Source organism: Sphaerisporangium sp. NPDC005288, assembly GCF_040607475.1.
Taxonomy (GTDB): domain Bacteria; phylum Actinomycetota; class Actinomycetes; order Streptosporangiales; family Streptosporangiaceae; genus Sphaerisporangium; species Sphaerisporangium rhizosphaerae.
In genome coordinates, this window is the sequence record NZ_JBEXGT010000018.1 from 63,257 (window position 1) to 82,111 (window position 18,855).

At 73.0% G+C, this 18,855-nt stretch carries 20 protein-coding genes; 8 read left to right on the forward strand and 12 right to left on the reverse strand.

What is annotated here, in order from left to right:
• Positions 1 to 44 precede the first annotated feature (44 nt).
• From ABZU32_RS18620 to ABZU32_RS18630, 3 genes are all read right to left on the reverse strand, one after another.
• Positions 45 to 959 (reverse strand): universal stress protein, encoded by a 915-nt coding sequence (locus tag ABZU32_RS18620; protein ID WP_354923710.1) that lies wholly within the window; start codon positions 957 to 959, stop codon positions 45 to 47.
• Between the two features lie 162 nt (positions 960 to 1,121).
• Positions 1,122 to 1,790, reverse strand: a complete 669-nt coding sequence (locus ABZU32_RS18625; RefSeq protein WP_354923712.1) for a CBS domain-containing protein — start codon at positions 1,788 to 1,790, stop codon at positions 1,122 to 1,124.
• Between the two features lie 138 nt (positions 1,791 to 1,928).
• Positions 1,929 to 2,666, reverse strand: coding sequence for a histidine kinase (locus tag ABZU32_RS18630; RefSeq protein ID WP_354923714.1), 738 nt, complete (start codon positions 2,664 to 2,666; stop codon positions 1,929 to 1,931).
• Between the two features lie 254 nt (positions 2,667 to 2,920).
• On the opposite strand from ABZU32_RS18630, the gene ABZU32_RS18635 reads away from it, so the two are divergent.
• Together ABZU32_RS18635 and ABZU32_RS18640 are read left to right on the forward strand one after the other, a co-directional pair.
• The gene (locus ABZU32_RS18635) at positions 2,921 to 3,364 is read left to right on the forward strand and encodes an Hsp20/alpha crystallin family protein (protein ID WP_354923716.1); all 444 of its coding nucleotides are present in this window, start codon (positions 2,921 to 2,923) and stop codon (positions 3,362 to 3,364) included.
• Positions 3,365 to 3,435: 71 nt separating this feature from the next.
• Entirely contained in the window at positions 3,436 to 3,753 is a 318-nt protein-coding gene (locus ABZU32_RS18640; RefSeq protein WP_354923717.1) for a MerR family transcriptional regulator, read from the forward strand.
• On the opposite strand, the gene ABZU32_RS18645 is transcribed toward ABZU32_RS18640, so the two are convergent.
• The 3 genes from ABZU32_RS18645 to ABZU32_RS18655 form a co-directional block, all read right to left on the reverse strand.
• Positions 3,750 to 4,925 (reverse strand): zinc-dependent alcohol dehydrogenase, encoded by a 1,176-nt coding sequence (locus ABZU32_RS18645; protein WP_354923719.1) that lies wholly within the window; start codon positions 4,923 to 4,925, stop codon positions 3,750 to 3,752. The genes ABZU32_RS18640 and ABZU32_RS18645 overlap by 4 nt on opposite strands.
• Positions 4,922 to 5,395 carry a hypothetical protein gene (locus ABZU32_RS18650; protein ID WP_354923721.1) on the reverse strand — a complete coding sequence of 158 codons (474 nt, stop codon included), beginning with the start codon at positions 5,393 to 5,395 and terminating at the stop codon, positions 4,922 to 4,924. The genes ABZU32_RS18645 and ABZU32_RS18650 overlap by 4 nt, the downstream gene beginning before the upstream one ends.
• Before the next feature lie 1,172 nt (positions 5,396 to 6,567).
• Positions 6,568 to 6,900 carry an Lsr2 family protein gene (locus ABZU32_RS18655; RefSeq protein WP_354847746.1) on the reverse strand — a complete coding sequence of 111 codons (333 nt, stop codon included), beginning with the start codon at positions 6,898 to 6,900 and terminating at the stop codon, positions 6,568 to 6,570.
• A 442-nt stretch (positions 6,901 to 7,342) separates the two neighbouring features.
• On the opposite strand from ABZU32_RS18655, the gene ABZU32_RS18660 reads away from it, so the two are divergent.
• On the forward strand, positions 7,343 to 8,206 hold the full coding sequence (locus ABZU32_RS18660) for an NAD(+)/NADH kinase (protein WP_354847743.1): 864 nt from the start codon (positions 7,343 to 7,345) through the stop codon (positions 8,204 to 8,206).
• A gap of 15 nt (positions 8,207 to 8,221) precedes the next feature.
• Here ABZU32_RS18660 and ABZU32_RS18665 read toward each other — a convergent pair whose 3' ends face one another.
• The gene (locus tag ABZU32_RS18665) at positions 8,222 to 9,532 is read right to left on the reverse strand and encodes an MFS transporter (RefSeq protein WP_354923723.1); all 1,311 of its coding nucleotides are present in this window, start codon (positions 9,530 to 9,532) and stop codon (positions 8,222 to 8,224) included.
• A 149-nt stretch (positions 9,533 to 9,681) separates the two neighbouring features.
• On the opposite strand from ABZU32_RS18665, the gene ABZU32_RS18670 reads away from it, so the two are divergent.
• The 3 genes from ABZU32_RS18670 to crcB are packed head-to-tail and all read left to right on the forward strand — an operon-like array spanning position 9,682 to position 10,849.
• The gene (locus tag ABZU32_RS18670) at positions 9,682 to 10,101 is read left to right on the forward strand and encodes a CrcB family protein (RefSeq protein ID WP_354923725.1); all 420 of its coding nucleotides are present in this window, start codon (positions 9,682 to 9,684) and stop codon (positions 10,099 to 10,101) included.
• Entirely contained in the window at positions 10,098 to 10,490 is a 393-nt protein-coding gene (locus ABZU32_RS18675) for a DUF190 domain-containing protein (protein WP_354923727.1), read from the forward strand. Before ABZU32_RS18670 ends, ABZU32_RS18675 begins: the two co-directional genes overlap by 4 nt.
• The gene (crcB, locus tag ABZU32_RS18680) at positions 10,487 to 10,849 is read left to right on the forward strand and encodes a fluoride efflux transporter CrcB (RefSeq protein WP_354923729.1); all 363 of its coding nucleotides are present in this window, start codon (positions 10,487 to 10,489) and stop codon (positions 10,847 to 10,849) included. The genes ABZU32_RS18675 and crcB overlap by 4 nt, the downstream gene beginning before the upstream one ends.
• Positions 10,850 to 10,919: 70 nt before the next feature.
• Here crcB and ABZU32_RS18685 read toward each other — a convergent pair whose 3' ends face one another.
• The 5 genes from ABZU32_RS18685 to ABZU32_RS18705 form a co-directional block, all read right to left on the reverse strand.
• Positions 10,920 to 11,894, reverse strand: coding sequence for an alpha/beta hydrolase (locus ABZU32_RS18685; protein ID WP_354923731.1), 975 nt, complete (start codon positions 11,892 to 11,894; stop codon positions 10,920 to 10,922).
• A 448-nt stretch (positions 11,895 to 12,342) separates the two neighbouring features.
• Positions 12,343 to 13,194 carry a DUF3618 domain-containing protein gene (locus tag ABZU32_RS18690; RefSeq protein WP_354923733.1) on the reverse strand — a complete coding sequence of 284 codons (852 nt, stop codon included), beginning with the start codon at positions 13,192 to 13,194 and terminating at the stop codon, positions 12,343 to 12,345.
• Positions 13,191 to 13,646 (reverse strand): phage holin family protein, encoded by a 456-nt coding sequence (locus ABZU32_RS18695; RefSeq protein WP_354847725.1) that lies wholly within the window; start codon positions 13,644 to 13,646, stop codon positions 13,191 to 13,193. The genes ABZU32_RS18690 and ABZU32_RS18695 overlap by 4 nt, the downstream gene beginning before the upstream one ends.
• 54 nt (positions 13,647 to 13,700) lie before the next feature.
• Positions 13,701 to 14,699: a DNA topoisomerase IB gene (locus ABZU32_RS18700; protein WP_354923735.1), complete on the reverse strand. Its 999-nt coding sequence runs from the start codon at positions 14,697 to 14,699 to the stop codon at positions 13,701 to 13,703.
• A gap of 124 nt (positions 14,700 to 14,823) precedes the next feature.
• A complete protein-coding gene (locus ABZU32_RS18705) occupies positions 14,824 to 15,249 on the reverse strand; it encodes an SPW repeat protein (RefSeq protein WP_354847720.1) in 426 nt (141 codons plus the stop codon).
• Between the two features lie 428 nt (positions 15,250 to 15,677).
• Here ABZU32_RS18705 and ABZU32_RS18710 point away from each other — a divergent pair, with 428 nt between their 5' ends.
• Together ABZU32_RS18710 and ABZU32_RS18715 are read left to right on the forward strand one after the other, a co-directional pair.
• Positions 15,678 to 16,988: a lysine N(6)-hydroxylase/L-ornithine N(5)-oxygenase family protein gene (locus ABZU32_RS18710; RefSeq protein WP_354923737.1), complete on the forward strand. Its 1,311-nt coding sequence runs from the start codon at positions 15,678 to 15,680 to the stop codon at positions 16,986 to 16,988.
• Positions 16,985 to 18,850 (forward strand): ABC transporter ATP-binding protein, encoded by a 1,866-nt coding sequence (locus ABZU32_RS18715; RefSeq protein WP_354923738.1) that lies wholly within the window; start codon positions 16,985 to 16,987, stop codon positions 18,848 to 18,850. Before ABZU32_RS18710 ends, ABZU32_RS18715 begins: the two co-directional genes overlap by 4 nt.
• Positions 18,851 to 18,855 lie beyond the last annotated feature (5 nt).

Here is an 18,855-nt window from a genome sequence, read left to right on the forward strand (position 1 = left end):
CGCGACCGCTCCGCGAATCCGGATAAAAGGGATATTCGACATATTTACCTATTAATGACGCCTCCGCCCGGCCGTGATCCGGCCGTCTCCCGGGGATGGACCACGGCGACCGGGCAGCGGGCGTGCCGCAGCACCTCGTAGCCGACCGAGTAGCCCGCCGAGCCGCCGAAGCCCGCGCCCGTCGCGTCGCCGTGCGCGCCGGAGCCCACGACCACCAGATCGGCCCGCCGGGAGGCGTCCGACAGCGCCGTGACCGGATGCCCCCGCATGGGGCGCAACCGGGCGGTGACCCCCGGGCACCGCTCCCGCCACATCGCCAGGCGCAGCCGCACCTCCCGCGTCACCTCGCCCATCGCCTCGGCCAGGCCGCCGGCGCAGGCGGTCGCGTACGGGGAGAACGGCGGCGCGCTCCAGGCGTAGAGCACGCACACGCGCGCGCACCGCCGGGCCGCCTCGCCGAGCGCGTACTCCATGGCGGCCTCCGACACCGGCGACCCGTCGTAGCCGACGACGATCTCGCCATGACGCCGCCCGGGCGAGCGGTTGACCACGACCACCGGCGCCATGGCGTGCCAGGCGACATCGCGGCCCACCGAGCCGAGCACCGCCCCCACGAAGCCGCCGGGCCCCCCGCCGCCCAGGATCAGCTCGTCGGCGTCCTCGGCCTCGGTGCACAGCCGCTCGGCGGCGGCGCCGGTGAGCAGGGTCGCGCTCACCTGCAGGCCGGGCGCGTAGCCGCGCACCCAGTCGACGGTGGCCGCCAGCACGGCCCGCCAGTACGCCGTCAGCGCGTCGGGCAGCCACGGCGCGGACCGGTAGGGGTAGTCCATCGACCAGGGCTCGCGCACGTGCACGACGCGCAGCCGGGCTCCTCTGCGCACCGCGTCGTCCGCCGCCCATTCCACCGCGGCCGCCGCGGAGTGGGAACCGTCGACGCCGACCACGATCTGTCCCGCCATGGCGCACCTCCCCCTCGCCTACCACCCTCACACGGCGGACCACCCCACCGGCGCGCGCCCTCCCCCGGGGCACGCGCAGGCTCGACCGGCCGTCGCGACGACGCGCCTTCCCGAGCACGGCACCCCTCACAAGCTCGGCGAGACCTCGCGGGGGGAGTCCGCTCACAGGTACAGCGGGGGCACGGTGATCAGGTCGTCGCCGGCGAAGGCGAGCCGGTCGTCGACCTCGATCACGCCGTCCACCGCGTGCACGGCCTGCACCACCAGCGGGATCTGCGAGCGCCTCGGGACCGTCCCCGTCAGCGCCACCAGCCCGTGCTCGACGAGGATCGACAGGGTTCGCGGCTCGACGCCGGCCTCGCGCACGGCCTCCTCGACGTCGTCGAGCACCTCCGCGGGCGGCCGGACGAAGATCTTGAGCAGGTCGGCCTGGTGCACGGTGCCGACGATCTTGCCGGTGACGCGGTCCACGACGGGAAGCTGCCTGATCCGGTGCTCGTGCATGAGGCGGGCCGCCTCCCGGACCGGCGTCACCTCGGTCACGGTGATCGCGGGCGTGCTCATCACCTGGGCCGCCGTGCCTCCGGCGGCCTTCGGGCGCTCGCGGCCCCGCCCGCGGCCCTCGAGGACCGCTTCGACGCGCTCGGCGCCGATCTCCCGCAGCAGCAGATCGTCCGCCGACACCACTCCGACCGGCCGGCGCCCGGAGTCGACGACGGCCACGGCGCCGACCTTGAAGCGGCGCATCGTCTCCACCAGGTCGGCGAAGCAGGTGTCCGGCCTCACCGCGATGGCGACCCTGCCCATGACGTCGCCGACATTCACGACCATGACCGCCTCCCCTGTCCAGCGCCCTGATATCGATCGTCCCGCCGGCCGTGAAGAGCTGTCAGCGGCGAAGGTCCCCAGGTCAGCGGGACCTTCGGCTCGCCCGCGCCCGCGAAGGCAAGGCCACGGTCCGGCACGGGCTCAGCGGGGTCGCAGGGGGAGGACGGCGTGGACGCGGAAGCCGCCGCCGGGGCGGGGACCGGCGGCAAGGGTGCCGCGGAACAGCCCCACCCGCTCGCGGACGCCGGCCAGCCCCCGGCCCTCGGACGCCTCCGCCGCGTCAGGCGGGCGTGGGCGTCCTTCGGGCGGGCCCTGGTCGGAGATCTCCACCGACAGCTCGCCCGGCCGGTAGGCGAGCACGACCACCGCGCGGGTGGGCCCGGCGTGCTTGATCGCGTTGGTCAGCGCCTCCTGGACGATGCGGTACGCGGAGACCTCCAGCCCGGCCGGCAGGGGCACCGGCTCGCCCTCGGTGGCGACGGTCACGGCCAGCCCCCCGGCCCGCGCGCGCTCGGCGAGCTCCTCCAGACCGGCGAGGCTCGGCTGCGGGACCAGGCCGGGCGCCTCGCCCGCTCCCAGCAGCCGCAGCATGCGCTGCAGTTCCTCGACGGCGCCGCGGCCGATCCGCTCGACGAGCGCGAGCGCCTCGGACGCCCGCGGGTGCGTCCCCCGGAGCGTCATCCGCACGCCGCCGGCCTGCATGACCATGACGCTGACGCTGTGGGCGACCGGGTCGTGCAGTTCCAGGGCCATGCGGGCCCGCTCCCGCGCGGCCGCCTCCCCGGGGACGGCGTCCTGCGGGAGGGGCTCCTGACAGATGCGGGGGCTCGGGACACCGGAGTCGCCGATGCGGGCGAGCGGGGCTTGGCGCCGGGACATGGCCGCAGCGTACGGGGCGCCTGTACGGGCGCCATCCTCCGATCACCCGACCCCGTCTCCCCCGCGAGGCGGACGCGCCGCACACCCAACGCACGACCACCGCACACCAACAGCTATCGCGGCATGTCGTCGGACCCAGGGCATCAAGGGAGCCACACTTGGCGATGACGCTTGCTTCCAACGGGGAATCGAGCTAACCTACAACTCAAGTCAGAGGTTTCACTCGACGCCGGTATTCAGAGGAGGTTCCGGAGATGCTGTTGACGTCGATCGATCCCTTCGTTCAGGAAGTAGAGCGCCAGTTCGACCACCTGACCCGCGGCAGCCTCGGCTGGGGGGAGGGAAGCGCCCGCGGAGTCATGCCCCTCGACGGCATCCGCCGCAAGGATGACGTGCTGCTCCGCTTCGACCTGCCCGGCATCGACCCCGACTCCATCGAGGTCACCGTCGACCGCGGCGTGCTGAGCGTCAGCGCCGGCCGCGCGGAGGAGCTCTCCGAGGACGACCGCCCGTTCGTCCGCGAACGCCCGATGGGCACCTTCACCCGCCGCGTGTACCTGTCCGAGCACCTCGACAGCGAGGCCGTGGATGCCGCCTACCACAACGGCGTGCTGCAGGTCCGCATCCCCGTCCTGGAGCGGGCCAGGCCGCGGAAGGTCGAGATCCAGCACGGGGACGCCAAGGCGATCCGCGCCTGATCCGTCACCCCCGAGAGACGATGGGCCGGTGCCGCGAGAGCGGCGCCGGCCCGACGCGCCTGGAGGCGCCCATGACCCGGCTTCCCATCGACGACCACCACGCGCCGCTGTACTCCTTGGGGCAGGTGGCCGACATGCTCGAGGTCCAGCAGTCCTTCCTGCGCCGCCTGGACGAGTTCGAGGTCGTCCGCCCCCAGCGCTCCTCCGGCGGCCAGCGCCGCTACTCGCGCGCCGACATCAACCGCGTGCAGTACGTGGCCGAGCTGTCCGGCGAGGGCATGACCCTGGTCGCGATCCGCCGGATCCTGGAGCTCGAACACCAGGTGAAGGCGCTCAAGGCCGAGCTCGCGGCCACCCGCCGCCTGCTGCCCCCGGCCACCGGCGATTAGGCCCATGGGCGGAAGACCGCGCGCACGCACCCGTCCTTCTTGTTCTTGAACAGGTCGTAGCCGTGCGGCCCGTGCTCCAGCGGCATGGTGTGGGTCGCCATGTGGGCCGTGCGCAACTCGCCGTTGCTCACCATGTCGAGCAGTCTCGGGATGTAGCGCTGTCCGTGCTGCTGGGCGCCCCTGACGGTCAGGCCCTTGTTCATCATCGCGCCGAGCGGGAACTTGTCGACCAGGCCCGCGAAGACGCCGAGCACGAACACCGAGCCGCCCTTGCGGCAGGCGTAGATGGCCTCGCGCACCGCGGCCGGACGGTCCAGCGTGAGGCCCGCGCGCTGCTTCACCCGGTCGTACAGGCGTTTCGGCCCGGCGCTGTCGGCCTCCAGCCCGACGGCCTCGATGCAGACGTCCGGGCCCCTGCCGCCGGAGCGCTCCTTGAGCTCGGCGATCACGTCGGTGCGGGTGTAGTCCAGGGTCTCGGCGCCCACGTGGCGCTCGGTCATGGTCATGCGCTCGGGGTGGCGGTCGATGGCGATCACCCGCTCGGCGCCCAGGAGCATCGCCGCGCGGGCCGCCATCTGGCCGACGGCGCCGCAGCCCCACACCGCGACCACGTCGCCGGGCTTGACCCCGCCGAGGTCGGCGCCCATCCAGCCCGTGGGCGCCGCGTCCGAGCAGAACAGGGCGTCCATGTCGCTCACGCCGTCGGGCACGGCGAAGGCGCCGTGGTCGGCGAAGGGGACGCGGACGTACTGGGCGTGGCTGCCCTTGAACCCGCCGGTGGCGTGGGAGTAGCCGTAGATGCCCGCGGACGGCTGCCCCCACAGCATGTCGGTCAGGCCGGGATCGGGGTTGGAGTTGTCGCAGGCCGACCACAGACCGTTCTCGCAGTTCCAGCAGCGGCCGCAGCCGATGATCGAACACACCACGACCCGGTCGCCGACCTTGTGCCGGCGCACCTCGGTGCCGACCTCGACGACCTCGCCGAGGAACTCGTGCCCGATCACGTCGCCCGCGCGCATCGCCGGGATGTAGCCGCCCAGCAGGTGCAGGTCGGAACCGCAGGTCGTGGTGAGGCCGACCTTGACGATGGCGTCCTGGGCGTTGAGGATCCTGGGGTCGGGGACGCGCTCCACCGACAGCTCGTTCACGCCCTGCCAGCACAGTGCCTTCACAGCCGCCCCTCCCCGCCCGCGCGCTGCACGGCGAGATCCAGAATCTTCCCTGCGGGAGTGGGCCGCGTGCTCGGCGGCGCGTCCGGCAGCAGCACCTCCCCCGTCTCCATCAGGCACTTGGACTCCCGCAGCGCCCTTCGCACCGCCTGGCGCGGATCCTCGCCGCCGAGCCGGGCGAGCACCTGCGTGGCGCCGGTGGGCACCCCCGCGAGCGGGCGGGCGCCGAGTTCGGTGCCGCGGCCTCCGGGCGCCTCGCGCACCCGCACCTCCACGGTGTCGCCCAACCTCGCCAGCGGCTCGGGGAGCCGGCCCTCCGCCAGCACCTCCTCCGGCCGGCGGTTGATGGTGACCATCAGCCAGCGGGCGGCCTCCCGCCGCGTCCTGGCCCTGCTCCGGCGCGAGGAGCGCCACCGCATCACGCCCAGACCGATGCCGCCGAGCGACACCGCCCCCAGAACCGCACGTTTCATTGCCCTCTCCCCCTTGATGGACAACTGCTCCCATGGCTACCCGCTCGCACCGGGCGCTATCTCGGCGCCGGCGGCACTTGGGGAGGAGTTGACGACCCGCTGATCGCGTCGTGGCCCCGCGTGCATCGCGTCGTGGCCCCGCGTGCGGGCGGCCCTCGGCCACCATGCCCTCGGCCACCATGCCCCCGTTCAGCGCGTCCGGCGGGCGGTCCAGGGGCGCGGAGGCCATGCTCCTATGACTTATAGGAGCGGAAAGGTACGACAAACCGCCATACGCGGGTACGTGGAGCCGCTAAGCATCCACGGGCATTCACCGGCACGACGACCGGTCAATAGGCTCGCCGGAGGGCATTGCATATCGCGATCGCATGTAACGCGGCGGATTGGGCGCGGGACGGCGGCGAATGTCCGGAAGCGGACAGCGGACGCCGCCGGGCCGCCGCGATAGGCTCCGCGCCGGAAAATGCCCGGGCAATCGCCCCGGCCGCGGCGGGCATTCCCATTACGGCCGGTGAGACGGCATGCGGTCGGACAGGACCCTCCCGGCGGGTTCGGGCCGGCCGCGGAGTAGGCGGGTGAGAGCGTCGTGACGGCAGACGCTATCGCAAGATGGTGACGTCGGTAAGGCGGATGCGTCAAGTCGTCATGTCCCGGCCGGATCGGTTCGGATTGACATGGCCGAGGGCCGGCATACCCGGCGCCCGGGCGCGGCAAGGCGCACACGGCGGTTGTCGCGCGGCGATCCCGCGACCTCTCGCACCTGTTAAGCGTCGGTTACGGGTGGAAAGCCGCCTTGCCGGCGGCGTGCTGCCTGCCCATGATTTCCGGGGACTCCTCCAGAGCCGGGCGGCGGCACGGGTAACACGTAACGACGGTAAGGAATAGTGCTCATTGTGACAAAGTGACTGAAGTCAGCACTACCCTTCCGCGAATGGCGACCCGAGCACGCTCGGCGGGGCCGCCCCTGGACGCGCACCGACCAGCGCCGCGGATCCGCAGGTCAACCCCGTCGTCCACGAGGACGGCGGAGGCCGGGCGGGGCCGTCCTCCCCACTGGGACGGCCTCTGCCCGCTGCGAGCACGGCGGCCGCAAACGCGGTCCGCGTGCGGCGACCCGCGCGGCGGATCACATGCTCGCCGGGCGACTAAACCGGGCGGGACGGCTTAATCAATCACTGAGCCTGTTCGTACTGTGCCACGATGTGCGAGGCGATGCGGCCACGCTCGCTGACGTTCAGGCCATGCGCCTTGGCCCAAGCGCGGATCTCGGAGCTTTTGTCGCGAGAGGGACGCTGAGAGCCGCCACGCTTGCGCCCCCGGGCGGGAGCGCTCTCAGCCCGGCGCGCGCTGGACACGAAAGGCGAAAGAGCCTCGCGGAGATTCCTGGCGTTTTTGTCGTTCAGATCGATCTCGTAGCTGGTGCCGTCAATCGCGAAGGACACCGTCTCTTTTGCTTCGCCACCTTCCAGGTCGTCGATGAGAAGCGTCTGGATCTGTGTCGCCATCTTCCACTCCTTTCACAGGGCATAGTTTGACCCCTCAAGAATATACCCGATTTCCGCCGCCTCCCACGTGTGGAACAGGGCGGCGCATTGGCCGGCTCTTGGGGCTAAGTTAGCGCGGTTTCCGGCCCGCCCTCGGTTTACCACGTCGATCAGCGCGTCATCGGCCCGGAACGACGCCACATCGGCCACCAAACTGGTGTCAGCACCACTTAATTAGGCGATGGTAGATAGTGTCGACTACACAATCACCCGGGCCGCCTCCCGCGTCCGGCGCGGTGGCCTCCCGCGTCGTCCCGGCGTCGTCCCGCGTCGTCGTGCGTCGTAGTGCGTCGTCCCGGTCGCCACGCGGCCCGCGAAGGCCGCGGCCGGCGGGCCACCGTGCGGGCCACCATGGCGGGGACACCGGCGTCCGCAGGAGGCGAGCGGCCGTACAGTTGCCTGCATGGGCATGGTCAAGACCGTAGGATTGGTGCTGCACCCGCAGCGGGACTCCAAAGAGGCCATCGACACCATCATCGAGTGGGCCCGCACCAGGAGCGTCACCGTGCTCGGCCTGCCCGACGAGGTGGGCCGCATCGACTGCAGTGCCGTGCGGGTCGACGCCGCCACGCTCGTCGAGCGCGCCGACCTGCTGGTGAGCCTGGGCGGCGACGGCACGATGCTGCGCACCATGCGGCTGGCCTCTGAGCGCATCACCCCGGTCCTCGGCGTCAACCTGGGCAAGCTGGGCTTCCTCGCCGAGATCGACGTCGAGGAGCTGCCGCCGGCGCTGTCGGCCATCGACAACCACCGCTTCACCGTCGAGCCGCGCATGGCCGTCCGGGCGTCCATGCCCGACGGCGAGACGGTCACCGCGTTCAACGACATCGCCCTGGTGCGCATCCCCGGCGAGGGGCTGTCGGCGGTGTCGATCTCGGTTGGGGGCCAGCCCTTCGTCCGGTACGCCTCCGACGCCGTCATCGTGGCCACCTCGACCGGTTCGACGGCCTACAACTTCTCCGCCGGCGGCCCGCTGGTCTCGCCTCTGGTCGAGGGGTTCCTCGTGGTCCCGGCCGCGGCCCACTCCTCATTCAACCGGGCCCTGGTGCTGTCGGCCGACGAGGAGGTCACCCTGGAGCTGCTGCCCTCCAGCGGGCAGCTCGCCGTCGAGGTGGACGGCTCGGTCGGCGCGCGGCTGTCTCCCGGCGACCGCCTCACCGTGACGGCGGTGCGCTGCGCGGGCCGCGTGGTCCGCCTCGGCACCACCACCTTCTACGAGCGGGCCCGCCGCAAGCTGCGGGTCAGCGGCAGCGCCGAGGTCGACTGACGCACCGGCGGGCCGTCAGTAGGCGGCGTGGTCGGCGATGTCGACCTTCGAGCGGTCGGGAAGCAGCAGAGTCGCGGTGAATCCGACGACCGCCCCCGCGATCATGAACAGCGCGATCGCCTGCCAGCCGAAGTCGTGCAGCAGCCAGGTCGCCACCAGCGGCGCCGGGCCTCCCGCGATGAGCGAGGAGAGCTGGTACCCCAGACCGGCGCCGCCGTACCGCAGGCCGGTCGGGAAGCTCTCGGCGATCATCGCGGCCTGCGGGCCGTACTCCATGGAGTGCTGGATCTGCACGATCATGATGGTCAGGAACACCACGACCGGGATGGCCGTGTTGAGCGCCATGAAGTACGGGAACGCCACGACCGCGAGCACCACCGCCCCCGTCGCGTACACCTTGCGCCGGCCGACCCGGTCGCTCAGGTGGCCGAAGGCGGGGATGGCCGCCAGCTCCAGCGCCGCCGCGCAGGTCACCGCCGCCAGCGCGAACCCGCTGGACAGGCCGACCTCCTTGACGACATAGGTGAGCGCGAAGGTGGTGAAGATGTAGAACGGCAACTGCTCGGAGGCCCGGGCGAGCGCGCTCAGCACGACCTCCTTGGGGTGCCGGGTCAGCACCTCGGCGATCGGCAGCCGCGCCACCTGGCGCCGCTCGATCACCTGGGCGAACAGCGGCGTCTCCATGACGCGCAGGCGCACCCACAGGCCGACGGCGACCAGCAGGATGCTCGCCAGGAAGGGCACCCGCCAGCCCCACTCGACGAAGGCGTCGCCGGCGGTGGTCGCCAGCAGGGACATCATGCCCGTTCCGAGGATGAGGCCGATCGGGACGCCGGTCTGCGGCCAGCTCGCCATCAGCCCGCGGCGCCTCTGATCGCCCCATTCCATGGACAGCAGCACCGAGCCGCTCCACTCGCCGCCGACCGCGATGCCCTGCAGGACGCGCAGCACCACCAGCAGCACCGGCGCCGCGACGCCGATGGACGCGGTGCCGGGGAGCACGCCGATCAGGGCGCTGGACACCCCCATCAGGGCGAGGGTGACGATGAGCGTCGCCTTGCGGCCGATGCGGTCGCCCCAGTGCCCGAAGATCGCCGCTCCGACGGGCCGGGCGGCGAAGCCCACCGCGTAGGTGGCGAAGGAGGAGAGTGTCCCGGCGTACTCGCTGGACTGGGGGAAGAAGACCTGCGGGAAGACCACCGCGGCGGCCGTCCCGTACAGGAAGAAGTCGTACCACTCGATGGCGGTGCCGACGACGCCGGCGAAGGCGGCCTTGCGCCGCTGTGACCGCATGTCCTCGGCGTGGAGATCGCTGTCCAGGGGCACCTGATCCTCCTCAGGAGCGGAGATGGTGACTGCGATCTTCACTCCGCGCCGCCGCCGTCCGCAAGGGCCCCTGTGATGTGGTTCACATCCGGTCCGCTCACCTGGCCCGGCGATCCGGCCGTCCGGCTCCCGCCGATAGGGTCGGTGCCATGGACGGCTCGCCGGTCCCCTGGGACACCCTCGGCGTGATCTCCGCGGGCGGGGTGATCGGCGCGCTCGCCCGGTTCGGGCTCGGCGCCGCCTTCCCGCGACCGCCCGGCGGGTTCCCGTGGACGACCTTCGCCATCAATGTGGCCGGATGCCTGCTGATCGGCGTGCTGATGACCACGATCGCCGAGGCGGGCCAGGTGCACCGCCTGCTGCGCCCCTTCCTCGGGGTCGGCGTCCTCGGCGGGTTCACCACCTTCTCGGGGTACATCGTGGACATCGGCCGCGCGACCGCCGCCGGAGCGCCCGGCGTCGCGCTCGCCTACCTGGCGGGGACGGTGCTGTGCGCCGTGCCCGCCGTGTACGCGGGCGCCGTGCTCACCCGCGCGGCGCTGCGGCTGCTCCGCACGGGGCGGTCATGACCAGAGACGGGGCCGGCATGGCGGACATGGTGAAGACGGCGAAGCTCCAGGGCCCCGCCCTCCGGCTGTCGGTCTTCGTCGGCGAGTCCGACCAGTGGCACCACCGGCCGCTGTACCACGAGATCGTCCGCCGCGCCCACGAGGCGGGGCTCGCCGGGGCGAGCGTCGTGCGCGGCATCGAGGGCTTCGGCGCGACCTCGCGCATCCACACCTCCCGCATCCTGTCGCTGTCGGAGGACCTGCCCGTCGTGGTCATCATCGTGGACGCCGAGGAGCGCGTCCGCGCCTTCTTGCCCCGCCTGGACGAGCTGGTGACCGAGGGGCTGGTCGTCCTGGACCAGGTCGAGGTGATCCGCTCCACCGCCCGGCCCGGCGGGACCGCGCCGTGAGTGTGCTGCTGGTGATCCTCGGCGCGGCGCTGGGCGCCCCGCTGCGCTACCTGACCGACCGCTTCGTGCAGGCACGGCACGACGCGGCCTTCCCCTGGGGCACCTTCACCGTGAACGTCTGCGGCTCGGCGCTGCTCGGCTTCCTCGTGGCGCTGCCCGCGGGCGACGGGGTGATGGCGTTGCTGGGCACCGGGTTCTGCGGCGCGCTGACCACGTACTCGACCTTCGGCTACGAGACGCTCCGCCTGGTCCAGAACGGCGCACGGCTGCTGTCGGCGCTGAACGTCGCCCTGAGCGTGGCGGCCGGGCTGGCCTCCGCCGGCTGCGGCGCGCTGCTGGCCCGCCTCATCGCCGGCTGACCGCCGCGCCGCCCGCCCGCCGCGAGCGCCCCGAGCGCGGCGGGCACGGTGGGCACGGTGGGCACGCGTTTCAACGGGCGAGGGCGCGGCGCAGGGCGGCGGAGCGTCCGGCGACGGCTCTGCGGCTCAGCTCGGCGCCCGGCACCAGCGCGTCGAACCCGTGGAAGGCGCCCGGGTACATGTGGAACTCGGTGGACACCTCCGCCTGGACGAGCCGGCGGGCGTAGTCGGCGCACTCGTCGCGGAAGACCTCCAGCTCGCCGACGTCGATGTAGGCGGGCGGCAGCCCGGACAGGTCCTCGGCCCTGGCCGGCGCCGCGTACGGCGGCACGCCGGCGGACCCGGCCGCCTCGCCCAGCAGCGCCCGCCAGCCGAAGGCGTTGGCGGCGCTGTTCCACGCCACCGCATCCTCCGACCGCAGGGACGAGGGGGTGGTTCCCCGATCGTCGAGCATGGGCTCCAGCAGCAACTGGAAGGCGACGGCTGGGGTGCCGCGGTCGCGGGCCAGCAGGACGGTGCCCGCGGCGAGCCCTCCGCCGGCGCTCGATCCGCCGACGGCGATGCGCGCGGGGTCGACGCCGAGGTCGCCGGCGTTCTTCGCGGTCCACACCAGGCCGGCGTAGCAGTCCTCGACCGGGGCGGGGTACGGGTGCTCGGGGGCCAGGCGGTACTCCACCGAGACCGCCACGCAACCCACGTCGCGCACGAAGGTCGCCACCCGGGCGTCGTCCATCTCCACCAGGCCGAGGATCATCCCGCCGCCGTGGATCCAGTACAGGCACGGCAGCGGCGTCGGGCCGCGGCGCTCGGCGGGCCGGTAGACGCGAAGCCTCAGGTCGGGCGCGCCGTCCGGGCCGGGCACACGCTGGTCCTCGACCGTGACGCCCGGGCCGGTCAGCGGCGGCATGGCCGCGAACGCGCCGGCCATCCGCCGTCGCAGGGCCGGCAGGTCCTCGGGGGACATCCGGGCGAAGTCGATCGGCGGGATGAAGGCGTGCTCCAGCCCCGCGGCCAGCTCGGGGTCCATGTTGGGATGCGGCGGCATGCGGTTCCCCTCGTGCGAAGTGCGCCGCGCCCTGCGCGGCGGAGCGGACGGGGGGATGGCGGACGGGCCGTCGAACGGGCGGTCGGCGGCGAAGCGGACGACGGTGCTACGCGGACGGCGCCTGACGGCGCCTGACGAGCATCCGCCGCCGCTTCGGCGCCGACAACCGCGACATGCCCCCCATGACCCACCGTTTCCCAACCGATCGACATGACGAGAAGACCACCCGCGCGCACCGCGCCTCCGCCGCCTGCCGCGCCCATTCCACGCGGGCCGTACGCCACGCCTCCGCCCTGCCGTACCCCACGCCTCCGGCGCGCCCGTTCCCCGCGGGCCGTACACGGCGCCGGGCGCCGCGTACGGGCCGCACGCCGTGCCGGCGCCGGGCGCCGCTTCGCCGTGGCGCCCCCATGGTGCCGGCGGGGCGGGGTCGAGCGCGGCGGGATGGTCAGGTGCGGCGGGACAGCATGCGGTCGCGGGCTTGACGGGCCGCGTGCCACGCCTCGTGGGCGGTGCTGGGACGGGCGCGCCGCTGCGCCCAGGCGAGCAGCCCCGCCCCGGCCACGGTGGCGGCGCCAGCCGCGATGATCACACCAGGACGTCGGCGCGCTTGGGTGGAAACCTGCTCCGCCACACTTCTGAGCCGCTCGGGAACAGGCTCACGGGCCGTCTCTCCCGTGCCCGGGCCGAGGCCCAGGCCGGTGTCCATCTCGGTGTCCATGCCGGTGGCCCCCTCGCCGGTCCGGGTGTGGGTGACGCCGCGCAGGCGGTCGGCCATCTCGGCGGCCTTCTCCTTCGCGGCGGCGGTGGTGCCGGTCACCTTGTCCCTGGCCGCGGCCGTGGTCTCGGTCACCTTCTCCTTGGCGGCGGCCTTGGTCTCGGCCACCTTGCGCTGGGCGCGGGACTTCACGTCGACCTTGTGCGCGAGCGCCTCGACCGTGCGGCCGAGCTCCTCGCGGGTGCGCACGATGTCGTCGCGCAGCCGGTCGGCCTCCGAGACGCGCGTGCCGCCGTGCCCGCCGTCGGGCGAACCGTGGCCGTCGGGCGAACCGTGGCCGGGCTCGGCGGCCGGCGTCGATTCGGCGGCGCGGACGGGCGTCTCGGACAGCCCGGCGAGCGGGTCGCCCCTGCCGTGGCTGACCACGGGCTTCACGTACGGCTTGGGCGGCGCGTGGACCTCGGGCACGTTGAGCGAGGGGCCGGCGGACTCAGGCGTCGCGGTGCCCGGCTCCTGTCTGCGCAGGCCCACTTCGCCCGCGGTGGGGCGGTGGTCCGCGCCGATCGGGTCGTTCTCGGTCATCGGTGTGCACTCTCCTTCACGGCGTCGACATCGGCCTTGATGCTGCGGATGGCCTCCTGCGGCAAGGGCGGCGTGGCCCTGGCGACCTGCCGCTTGCCCACGAGCGCGAGCACGGCGGCGACGATCAGCAGCACCACGCCCACGATCAGAGCGGAGATCCAGGGCGCGAGCGCCTGGGCCACCAGCAGGATCAGCGCGGCGACCAGCGCCCCGCCGCCGTACAGGGCGACCACTCCGGCGCCGCCGAACAGGCCGGCGCCGAGGCCGGCCTTGCGGCCCTTGCCGGTGAGCTCGATGGCGGCCAGCCGGATCTCGTCCTTGACCAGCCGGGATACGTCCTCCGACAGGTGCCGGACCAGCTCGGCGGTCGACAGGGAGGCGTACGGGTTAGCGGCGGGCCGGCCGTCTCCCAGGTCCGTGGCGGCCGCGCGGCCGTCCTTCAGGTCGGTCATGGCTGTTCCCCTTCCTTTCCCCGGCGCCGGCAGCGCGGCGCCGGCCGGGAGCGGCTATGAACGGCGGAGCAGGCTGATCACCGCCCGTTCGACGCCGCCGTGCGTCGCGAGCTGGCCGAACCCGGCGTCGGCGCCGAGCTCGACCAGCGCCCGCTCGATCGTGCGGCCCTTGTCGAAGGCGTCGATCACCCGGGGGTCGACGTAGGAGGCCCGCGCCACGGCCGGGGTGTTGCCGAGGTAGTCGGCCACCTCGTTCATCACACGGCTGACGGCGCGCTTCCTGCCGGTCCTGTTGCGCGCCCGGGCGGAGACGGCCAGGCCGACCGCCGCCAGCACGGTGGCGTGCCAGGTACGGAAGTCCTTGGCCGTCACCTCGAAGTCCATGGTCTCGCGCAGGTAGGCGTTGATGTCCTCGCTGCGCACGTCCACCCAGACCGAGCCCTCCTGGTAGCGCAGCAGCTCTCCGTCGCCGCCGTCGCGGTGCAGCGCGGCGACGACCTTGCAGACCTCGGCGTCGATGAGCCGAACCTCCCTGGGCTTGCCGCCCTTGGCCGGGTAGGAACAGGTGACCATGCCGTTTCCGCAGGTCACATGCTCGGTTCGCAGGGTGGCGAGCCCGTAGGAATCGTAGGACTCGCCGCCGACGCGGAAGAAGCCGATGTCGAGCATGCGGGCCGCGGCGGCGAGCACGCGCTCGCGGCTGAGGCCGCGCCGCTCCAGGTCCTTGCCGACGCGTTCACGGAAGGCGGGGAGCCTGCGCGCCATCTCGCACACGCGGTCGAACTTGACGCGATCTTGCTCCTCCCGCCACACGTCGTGGTAGCGGTACTGCCGCCGGCCGGCGGTGTCGGTTCCCACGGCCTGGATGTGGCCGTCGGCGTCCCGGCAGATCCATACTTCGCGCCACGCCGGCGGGACGGCGAGGGCTTTGAGCCTCTCCAGCGTCCGCCGGTTCTTCACCGGCCGGCCGTCCGGCCAGTGATAGCTGAACCCGCGTCCCCGGCGCCTGCGGCGGATGCCCGGTTCGGCGGGATTGCTCTGTCGCAGCTCCACGAGGACCCCATACCCGTGCTGAGCGCGGCAAACGGCCGGGCCGTCCAGGATGCCGCCCGGCCGCCGGCGGGAGCGCGCAGCGGGTGTGGCGAGGCGTGCCCGCCACACCCGGCCGGGCACTCCGTTACTGCCGCATCGGCATCTTGCGGTTTCCCACCGCCATGGCGCCGAGGCCGAGCAGCAGGATGACGATGCCGGTGATGACGTTGTTCCAGATCGACCCGGTCGTGTGGGACCGGATGATCCACGGGGACAGGATCGTCCATACCCCGAGGATCGGCGCGATCCACGTCAGCCCGTACGTCCGGCCGAACGCCGACGCGAATCCCAGGGCGAGGGCGGCCAGGGCCAGCCCGGTGACCATGTTGCTCACCGACAGCCGCGACAGGCCGTTGAACCCCACCACCCACGGGGATATCGCGAGATAGAGCCCCGCCAGGAGCGTCAGCCCGTCTATCACCTGCGCCGCCATGCTGGAGCTCGCCCGCTCGTACTTGGCTCTCATGGCCACGATGTCGGGGTGCGCCTCCAGGCCGGTCGGTCTAGTCATGACCTCACCGCCTCCCGTTTTGCTTCTCGGAACGGATCAATTTCGGCATACCCGAGATGGAGGCCGGGATCACGGCGACCTGGGCAAATAATTCCAATCGTCATGACTGATCATGAGATTGAACGCCATGGAACGCCATTTCGGCCGCGGACCGCGCGCGTCCGAGACACCACGGCGTACGCGCGGTCCGTCCGGCGGCGGGGCCGCCCAATCCCGGCCGAAACCCCTAGCGGCCCCGTCCGACCCCACCTGGCCTCTATCGCCCCCGCTCGACTCCGCCCCGAGCTTGACAGCCATGCGCACGGGATGGTTACTTAGGGCTGCCTTACCTTATTTAGGTTAGGCATACCTAATAATTATCTCGTCCAGCCCTTCCCGGCATCGCCCCCATCGCATGAAGGACCAGACCGTATGAAGGAGCGGACGCCGTGACCCGCGTCTATGATCTCGTCGGCATCGGCTTCGGCCCGTCCAACCTCGCCCTCGCCGTCGCCCTCGCCGAGCGCGGGGACAGCCCTCTGGACGCCGTGTTCCTGGAGAAGCAGAAGGCGTTCGGCTGGCACCGCGACATGCTCCTCGACGGCGCGACGATGCAGGTGTCCTTCCTGAAGGACCTGGTCACCATGCGCAACCCGGTCAGCCGCCACAGCTTCGTCAATTACCTGCACGCGAAGGGCAGGCTGGCCGACTTCATCAACCTCAAGACGATGTACCCGACCCGGCTGGAGTTCCACGACTACCTGTCCTGGGTGGCCGCCGACTTCGACGACCGGGTGCGGTACGGCGCCGAGGTCGTCACCGTGCGGCCGGTCGAGGACGCGGACGGGCGGGTGGAGCTGCTCGACGTCGTCGTCCAGCGCGGCGGGCCGGACGGCGAGCTCGCGACCTACCGCGCCCGCAATCTGGTGGTCGCGGCCGGCCTGCGGCCCACGCTGCCGGACGGGATGGTGACCGACGGCCGGGTGTGGCACAGCCAGGAGCTGCTCACCCGACTGGACGGCCTGACCTCCCCGCCGCGCCGGTTCGTCGTCGTGGGCGCCGGGCAGAGCGGCGCCGAGGTCACCGAACACCTGCACCGCAGGTTTCCCGGCGCCGAGATCTGCGCCGTGTTCGCCCGCTACGGGTACAGCCCCGCCGACGACAGCCCCTTCGCCAACCGGATCTTCGACCCGGCCGCCGTGGACGACTTCTACGCCTCCCCCGAACCGGTGAAGCGCATGCTGCTGGACTACCACGCCAACACCAACTACGCCGTCGTCGACCTCGACCTGCTGCGGGAGCTCTACCGGCGGGTGTACGAGGAACGGGCGGCCGGGACCGAGCGCCTTCGCGTCATGAACATGTCCCGGGTCACCGGGCTGAGCGACGAGGGCACGCATGTGGAGGTGACCGTGCGGTCGCTGGCCGACGGCGAGGTGGAGAGGCTGCGGGCGGACGCCGTGGTCTACGCCACCGGGTACCGGCCGGTCGACCCGCTGGACCTGCTCGGCGCGGCCGGCGCGTACTGCCTGCGCGACGAGCACGGCGGCCTGCGGGTGGGCCGCGACCACCGCCTGGAGACCACCGGGGGCATGGACTGCGGCATCTACCTGCAAGGCGCGACCGAGCACACCCACGGCCTCACCTCCACGCTGCTGTCGACCACCGCCGTGCGGGCCGGAGAGATCCTCGGCTCCATCCTGGGCCCGGCCGGACGCCCGCACGTGCCCTCCGCCTCCTCCCCCAGGGCCACAGGGTGACCGGCGACCCCGCGACCGACGCCCCCGCAACCGGTGACCCTGGTGCCGGCGGCGCCGCGAACAGCGGCCCCGCTACCGGCGGCGCCGCGCCCGGCGTTGATGCCGGCGGTCTCGGGACCGGCGCTGATGCCGACGGTCTCGGGACCGGCGGCTCCTCGCGGGTGCGGACGGGTGCGCCGGGGCGGGCGGTGCTGCTGCGCGCCATCCGGGGGCAGCGGCGCGACCTGGCGCTCGGGTCGGTGCTCGGAGCCGGCCACCAGGCCGGCGAGGCCCTGGTCCCCGTCCTGATCGGCGTGGTGATCGACCAGGCCGTCGCCGACGGCGACGCCGGGGCGCTGCTGGGGTGGCTCGCGGTGCTCGCCGTCGTGTACGTGGGGCTGTCGTTCGGTTTCCGCTTCGGCGCCCGCGCCGGGGAGCGAGCCGCCGAACGGAGCGCCCACGCGCTCCGCGTCGAACTCGTACGCCGCGTGCTGGATCCCGGCGGCGGGGCGGAGAACGGCAGGCTGCCGGGCACCCTGGCCACCATCGCGACCGAGGACGCCAAGCGCGTCGGCGCCGTCGCCATGGCCGTGATGATCGGCATCTCGGCGCTGACGGGGCTCCTGGTCGGCGCCGTGGTGCTGCTGCGGATCTCCGTGCCGCTCGGCCTGACGGTGCTGGCCGGGACGCCCGTGCTGCTCTGGCTCGGGCATCTGCTCGGCAGGCCCCTGGAACGCCGCAGTGAAGCCGAGCAGGAGCGCGCCGCGCACGCCTCCGGTGTCGCCACCGACCTGGTGACCGGGCTCCGCGTGCTCAAGGGCATCGGCGCCGAGTCGGCGGCCGTCGCCCGCTACCGGCGCACCAGCCACGACTCGCTGGCGGCCACGCTGCGGGCGGCCCGGGCGGAGGCACTGCAGAACGGCATGGTGCTGACCCTCACGGGATGCCTCATCGCCGTCGTCGCACTCACCGGCGGCCGACTCGCCCTCCAGGGCGACATCAGCCTGGGCCAGCTCGTCTCCGCGGTCGGTCTCGCCCTGTTCCTGCTGGGACCGCTGGAGGTGTTCTCCTACGTCAACGCCGACCTCGCCCAGGGCCGGGCCTCGGCGGCGCGCATCGCCGAGGTGCTGTCCGCGCCGCCGCGGGTGACCTCCGGCGACGCGCGGCCGGCGCGGCCCGTGCGGGGCGCGGTACGGCTGCGCGGCGTCAGCCACGGCGGGCTCCGCCAGGTGGACCTCGACGTCGCCCCCGGCGAGGTGCTCGGCGTGGCCGCCACCGATCCGGCGGACGCCGCGGCGCTGCTGCGCTGCCTCGGCCGCCGGTGCGACCCCGACTCCGGGGTGGTCGAGCTGGACGGCGTACCGCTGAACGCGTTGGACCCGGCCGACCTGCGCATGGCGGTGCTGGTCGCCGACCACGACGCGGAGCTGTTCGAGGGCACCCTGCACGACAACGTCGGGGCCGCGGCGCCCGGCGACGCCGGCTCCGGCCGGATCGCCCGCGCGCTGGCGGCGGCCGGGGCCGACGAGATCGTCCGGGCCCTGCCGCTCGGCGGCGACACGGCGGTGGGCGAGCGCGGAAGCTCGCTGTCCGGCGGGCAGCGCCAGCGCGTGGCCCTGGCCCGGGCCCTGGCCGCCGAGCGGCCCGTGCTGGTGCTCCACGACCCGACCACCGCGGTGGACGCGGTCACCGAGGCGCGCGTCGCCGCCGGCGTCCGCGAGTTCCGCCGCGGCCGCACCACGATCCTGGTCACCACCAGCCCCGCGCTGCTCGCGGTCACCGACCGGGTGATCCTGCTCGACGACGGCCAGGTCACCGACACCGCTCCGCACGCCGAACTGGTGCGACGTCACGCCGCCTACCGCACGGCGGTGCTGGCATGACGCGC

Excerpts from the sequence above, each read along its gene's own strand:
- ABZU32_RS18620 (WP_354923710.1), bottom strand. The coding sequence starts at position 959 with ATGGCGGGACAGATCGTGGTCGGCGTCGACGGTTCCCACTCCGCGGCG.
- ABZU32_RS18625 (WP_354923712.1), bottom strand. The coding sequence starts at position 1,790 with ATGGTCGTGAATGTCGGCGACGTCATGGGCAGGGTCGCCATCGCGGTG.
- ABZU32_RS18630 (WP_354923714.1), bottom strand. The coding sequence starts at position 2,666 with ATGTCCCGGCGCCAAGCCCCGCTCGCCCGCATCGGCGACTCCGGTGTC.
- ABZU32_RS18635 (WP_354923716.1), top strand. The coding sequence starts at position 2,921 with ATGCTGTTGACGTCGATCGATCCCTTCGTTCAGGAAGTAGAGCGCCAG.
- ABZU32_RS18640 (WP_354923717.1), top strand. The coding sequence starts at position 3,436 with ATGACCCGGCTTCCCATCGACGACCACCACGCGCCGCTGTACTCCTTG.
- ABZU32_RS18650 (WP_354923721.1), bottom strand. The coding sequence starts at position 5,395 with ATGAAACGTGCGGTTCTGGGGGCGGTGTCGCTCGGCGGCATCGGTCTG.
- ABZU32_RS18655 (WP_354847746.1), bottom strand. The coding sequence starts at position 6,900 with ATGGCGACACAGATCCAGACGCTTCTCATCGACGACCTGGAAGGTGGC.
- ABZU32_RS18660 (WP_354847743.1), top strand. The coding sequence starts at position 7,343 with ATGGGCATGGTCAAGACCGTAGGATTGGTGCTGCACCCGCAGCGGGAC.
- ABZU32_RS18670 (WP_354923725.1), top strand. The coding sequence starts at position 9,682 with ATGGACGGCTCGCCGGTCCCCTGGGACACCCTCGGCGTGATCTCCGCG.
- ABZU32_RS18675 (WP_354923727.1), top strand. The coding sequence starts at position 10,098 with ATGACCAGAGACGGGGCCGGCATGGCGGACATGGTGAAGACGGCGAAG.
- ABZU32_RS18685 (WP_354923731.1), bottom strand. The coding sequence starts at position 11,894 with ATGCCGCCGCATCCCAACATGGACCCCGAGCTGGCCGCGGGGCTGGAG.
- ABZU32_RS18690 (WP_354923733.1), bottom strand. The coding sequence starts at position 13,194 with ATGACCGAGAACGACCCGATCGGCGCGGACCACCGCCCCACCGCGGGC.
- ABZU32_RS18695 (WP_354847725.1), bottom strand. The coding sequence starts at position 13,646 with ATGACCGACCTGAAGGACGGCCGCGCGGCCGCCACGGACCTGGGAGAC.
- ABZU32_RS18705 (WP_354847720.1), bottom strand. The coding sequence starts at position 15,249 with ATGACTAGACCGACCGGCCTGGAGGCGCACCCCGACATCGTGGCCATG.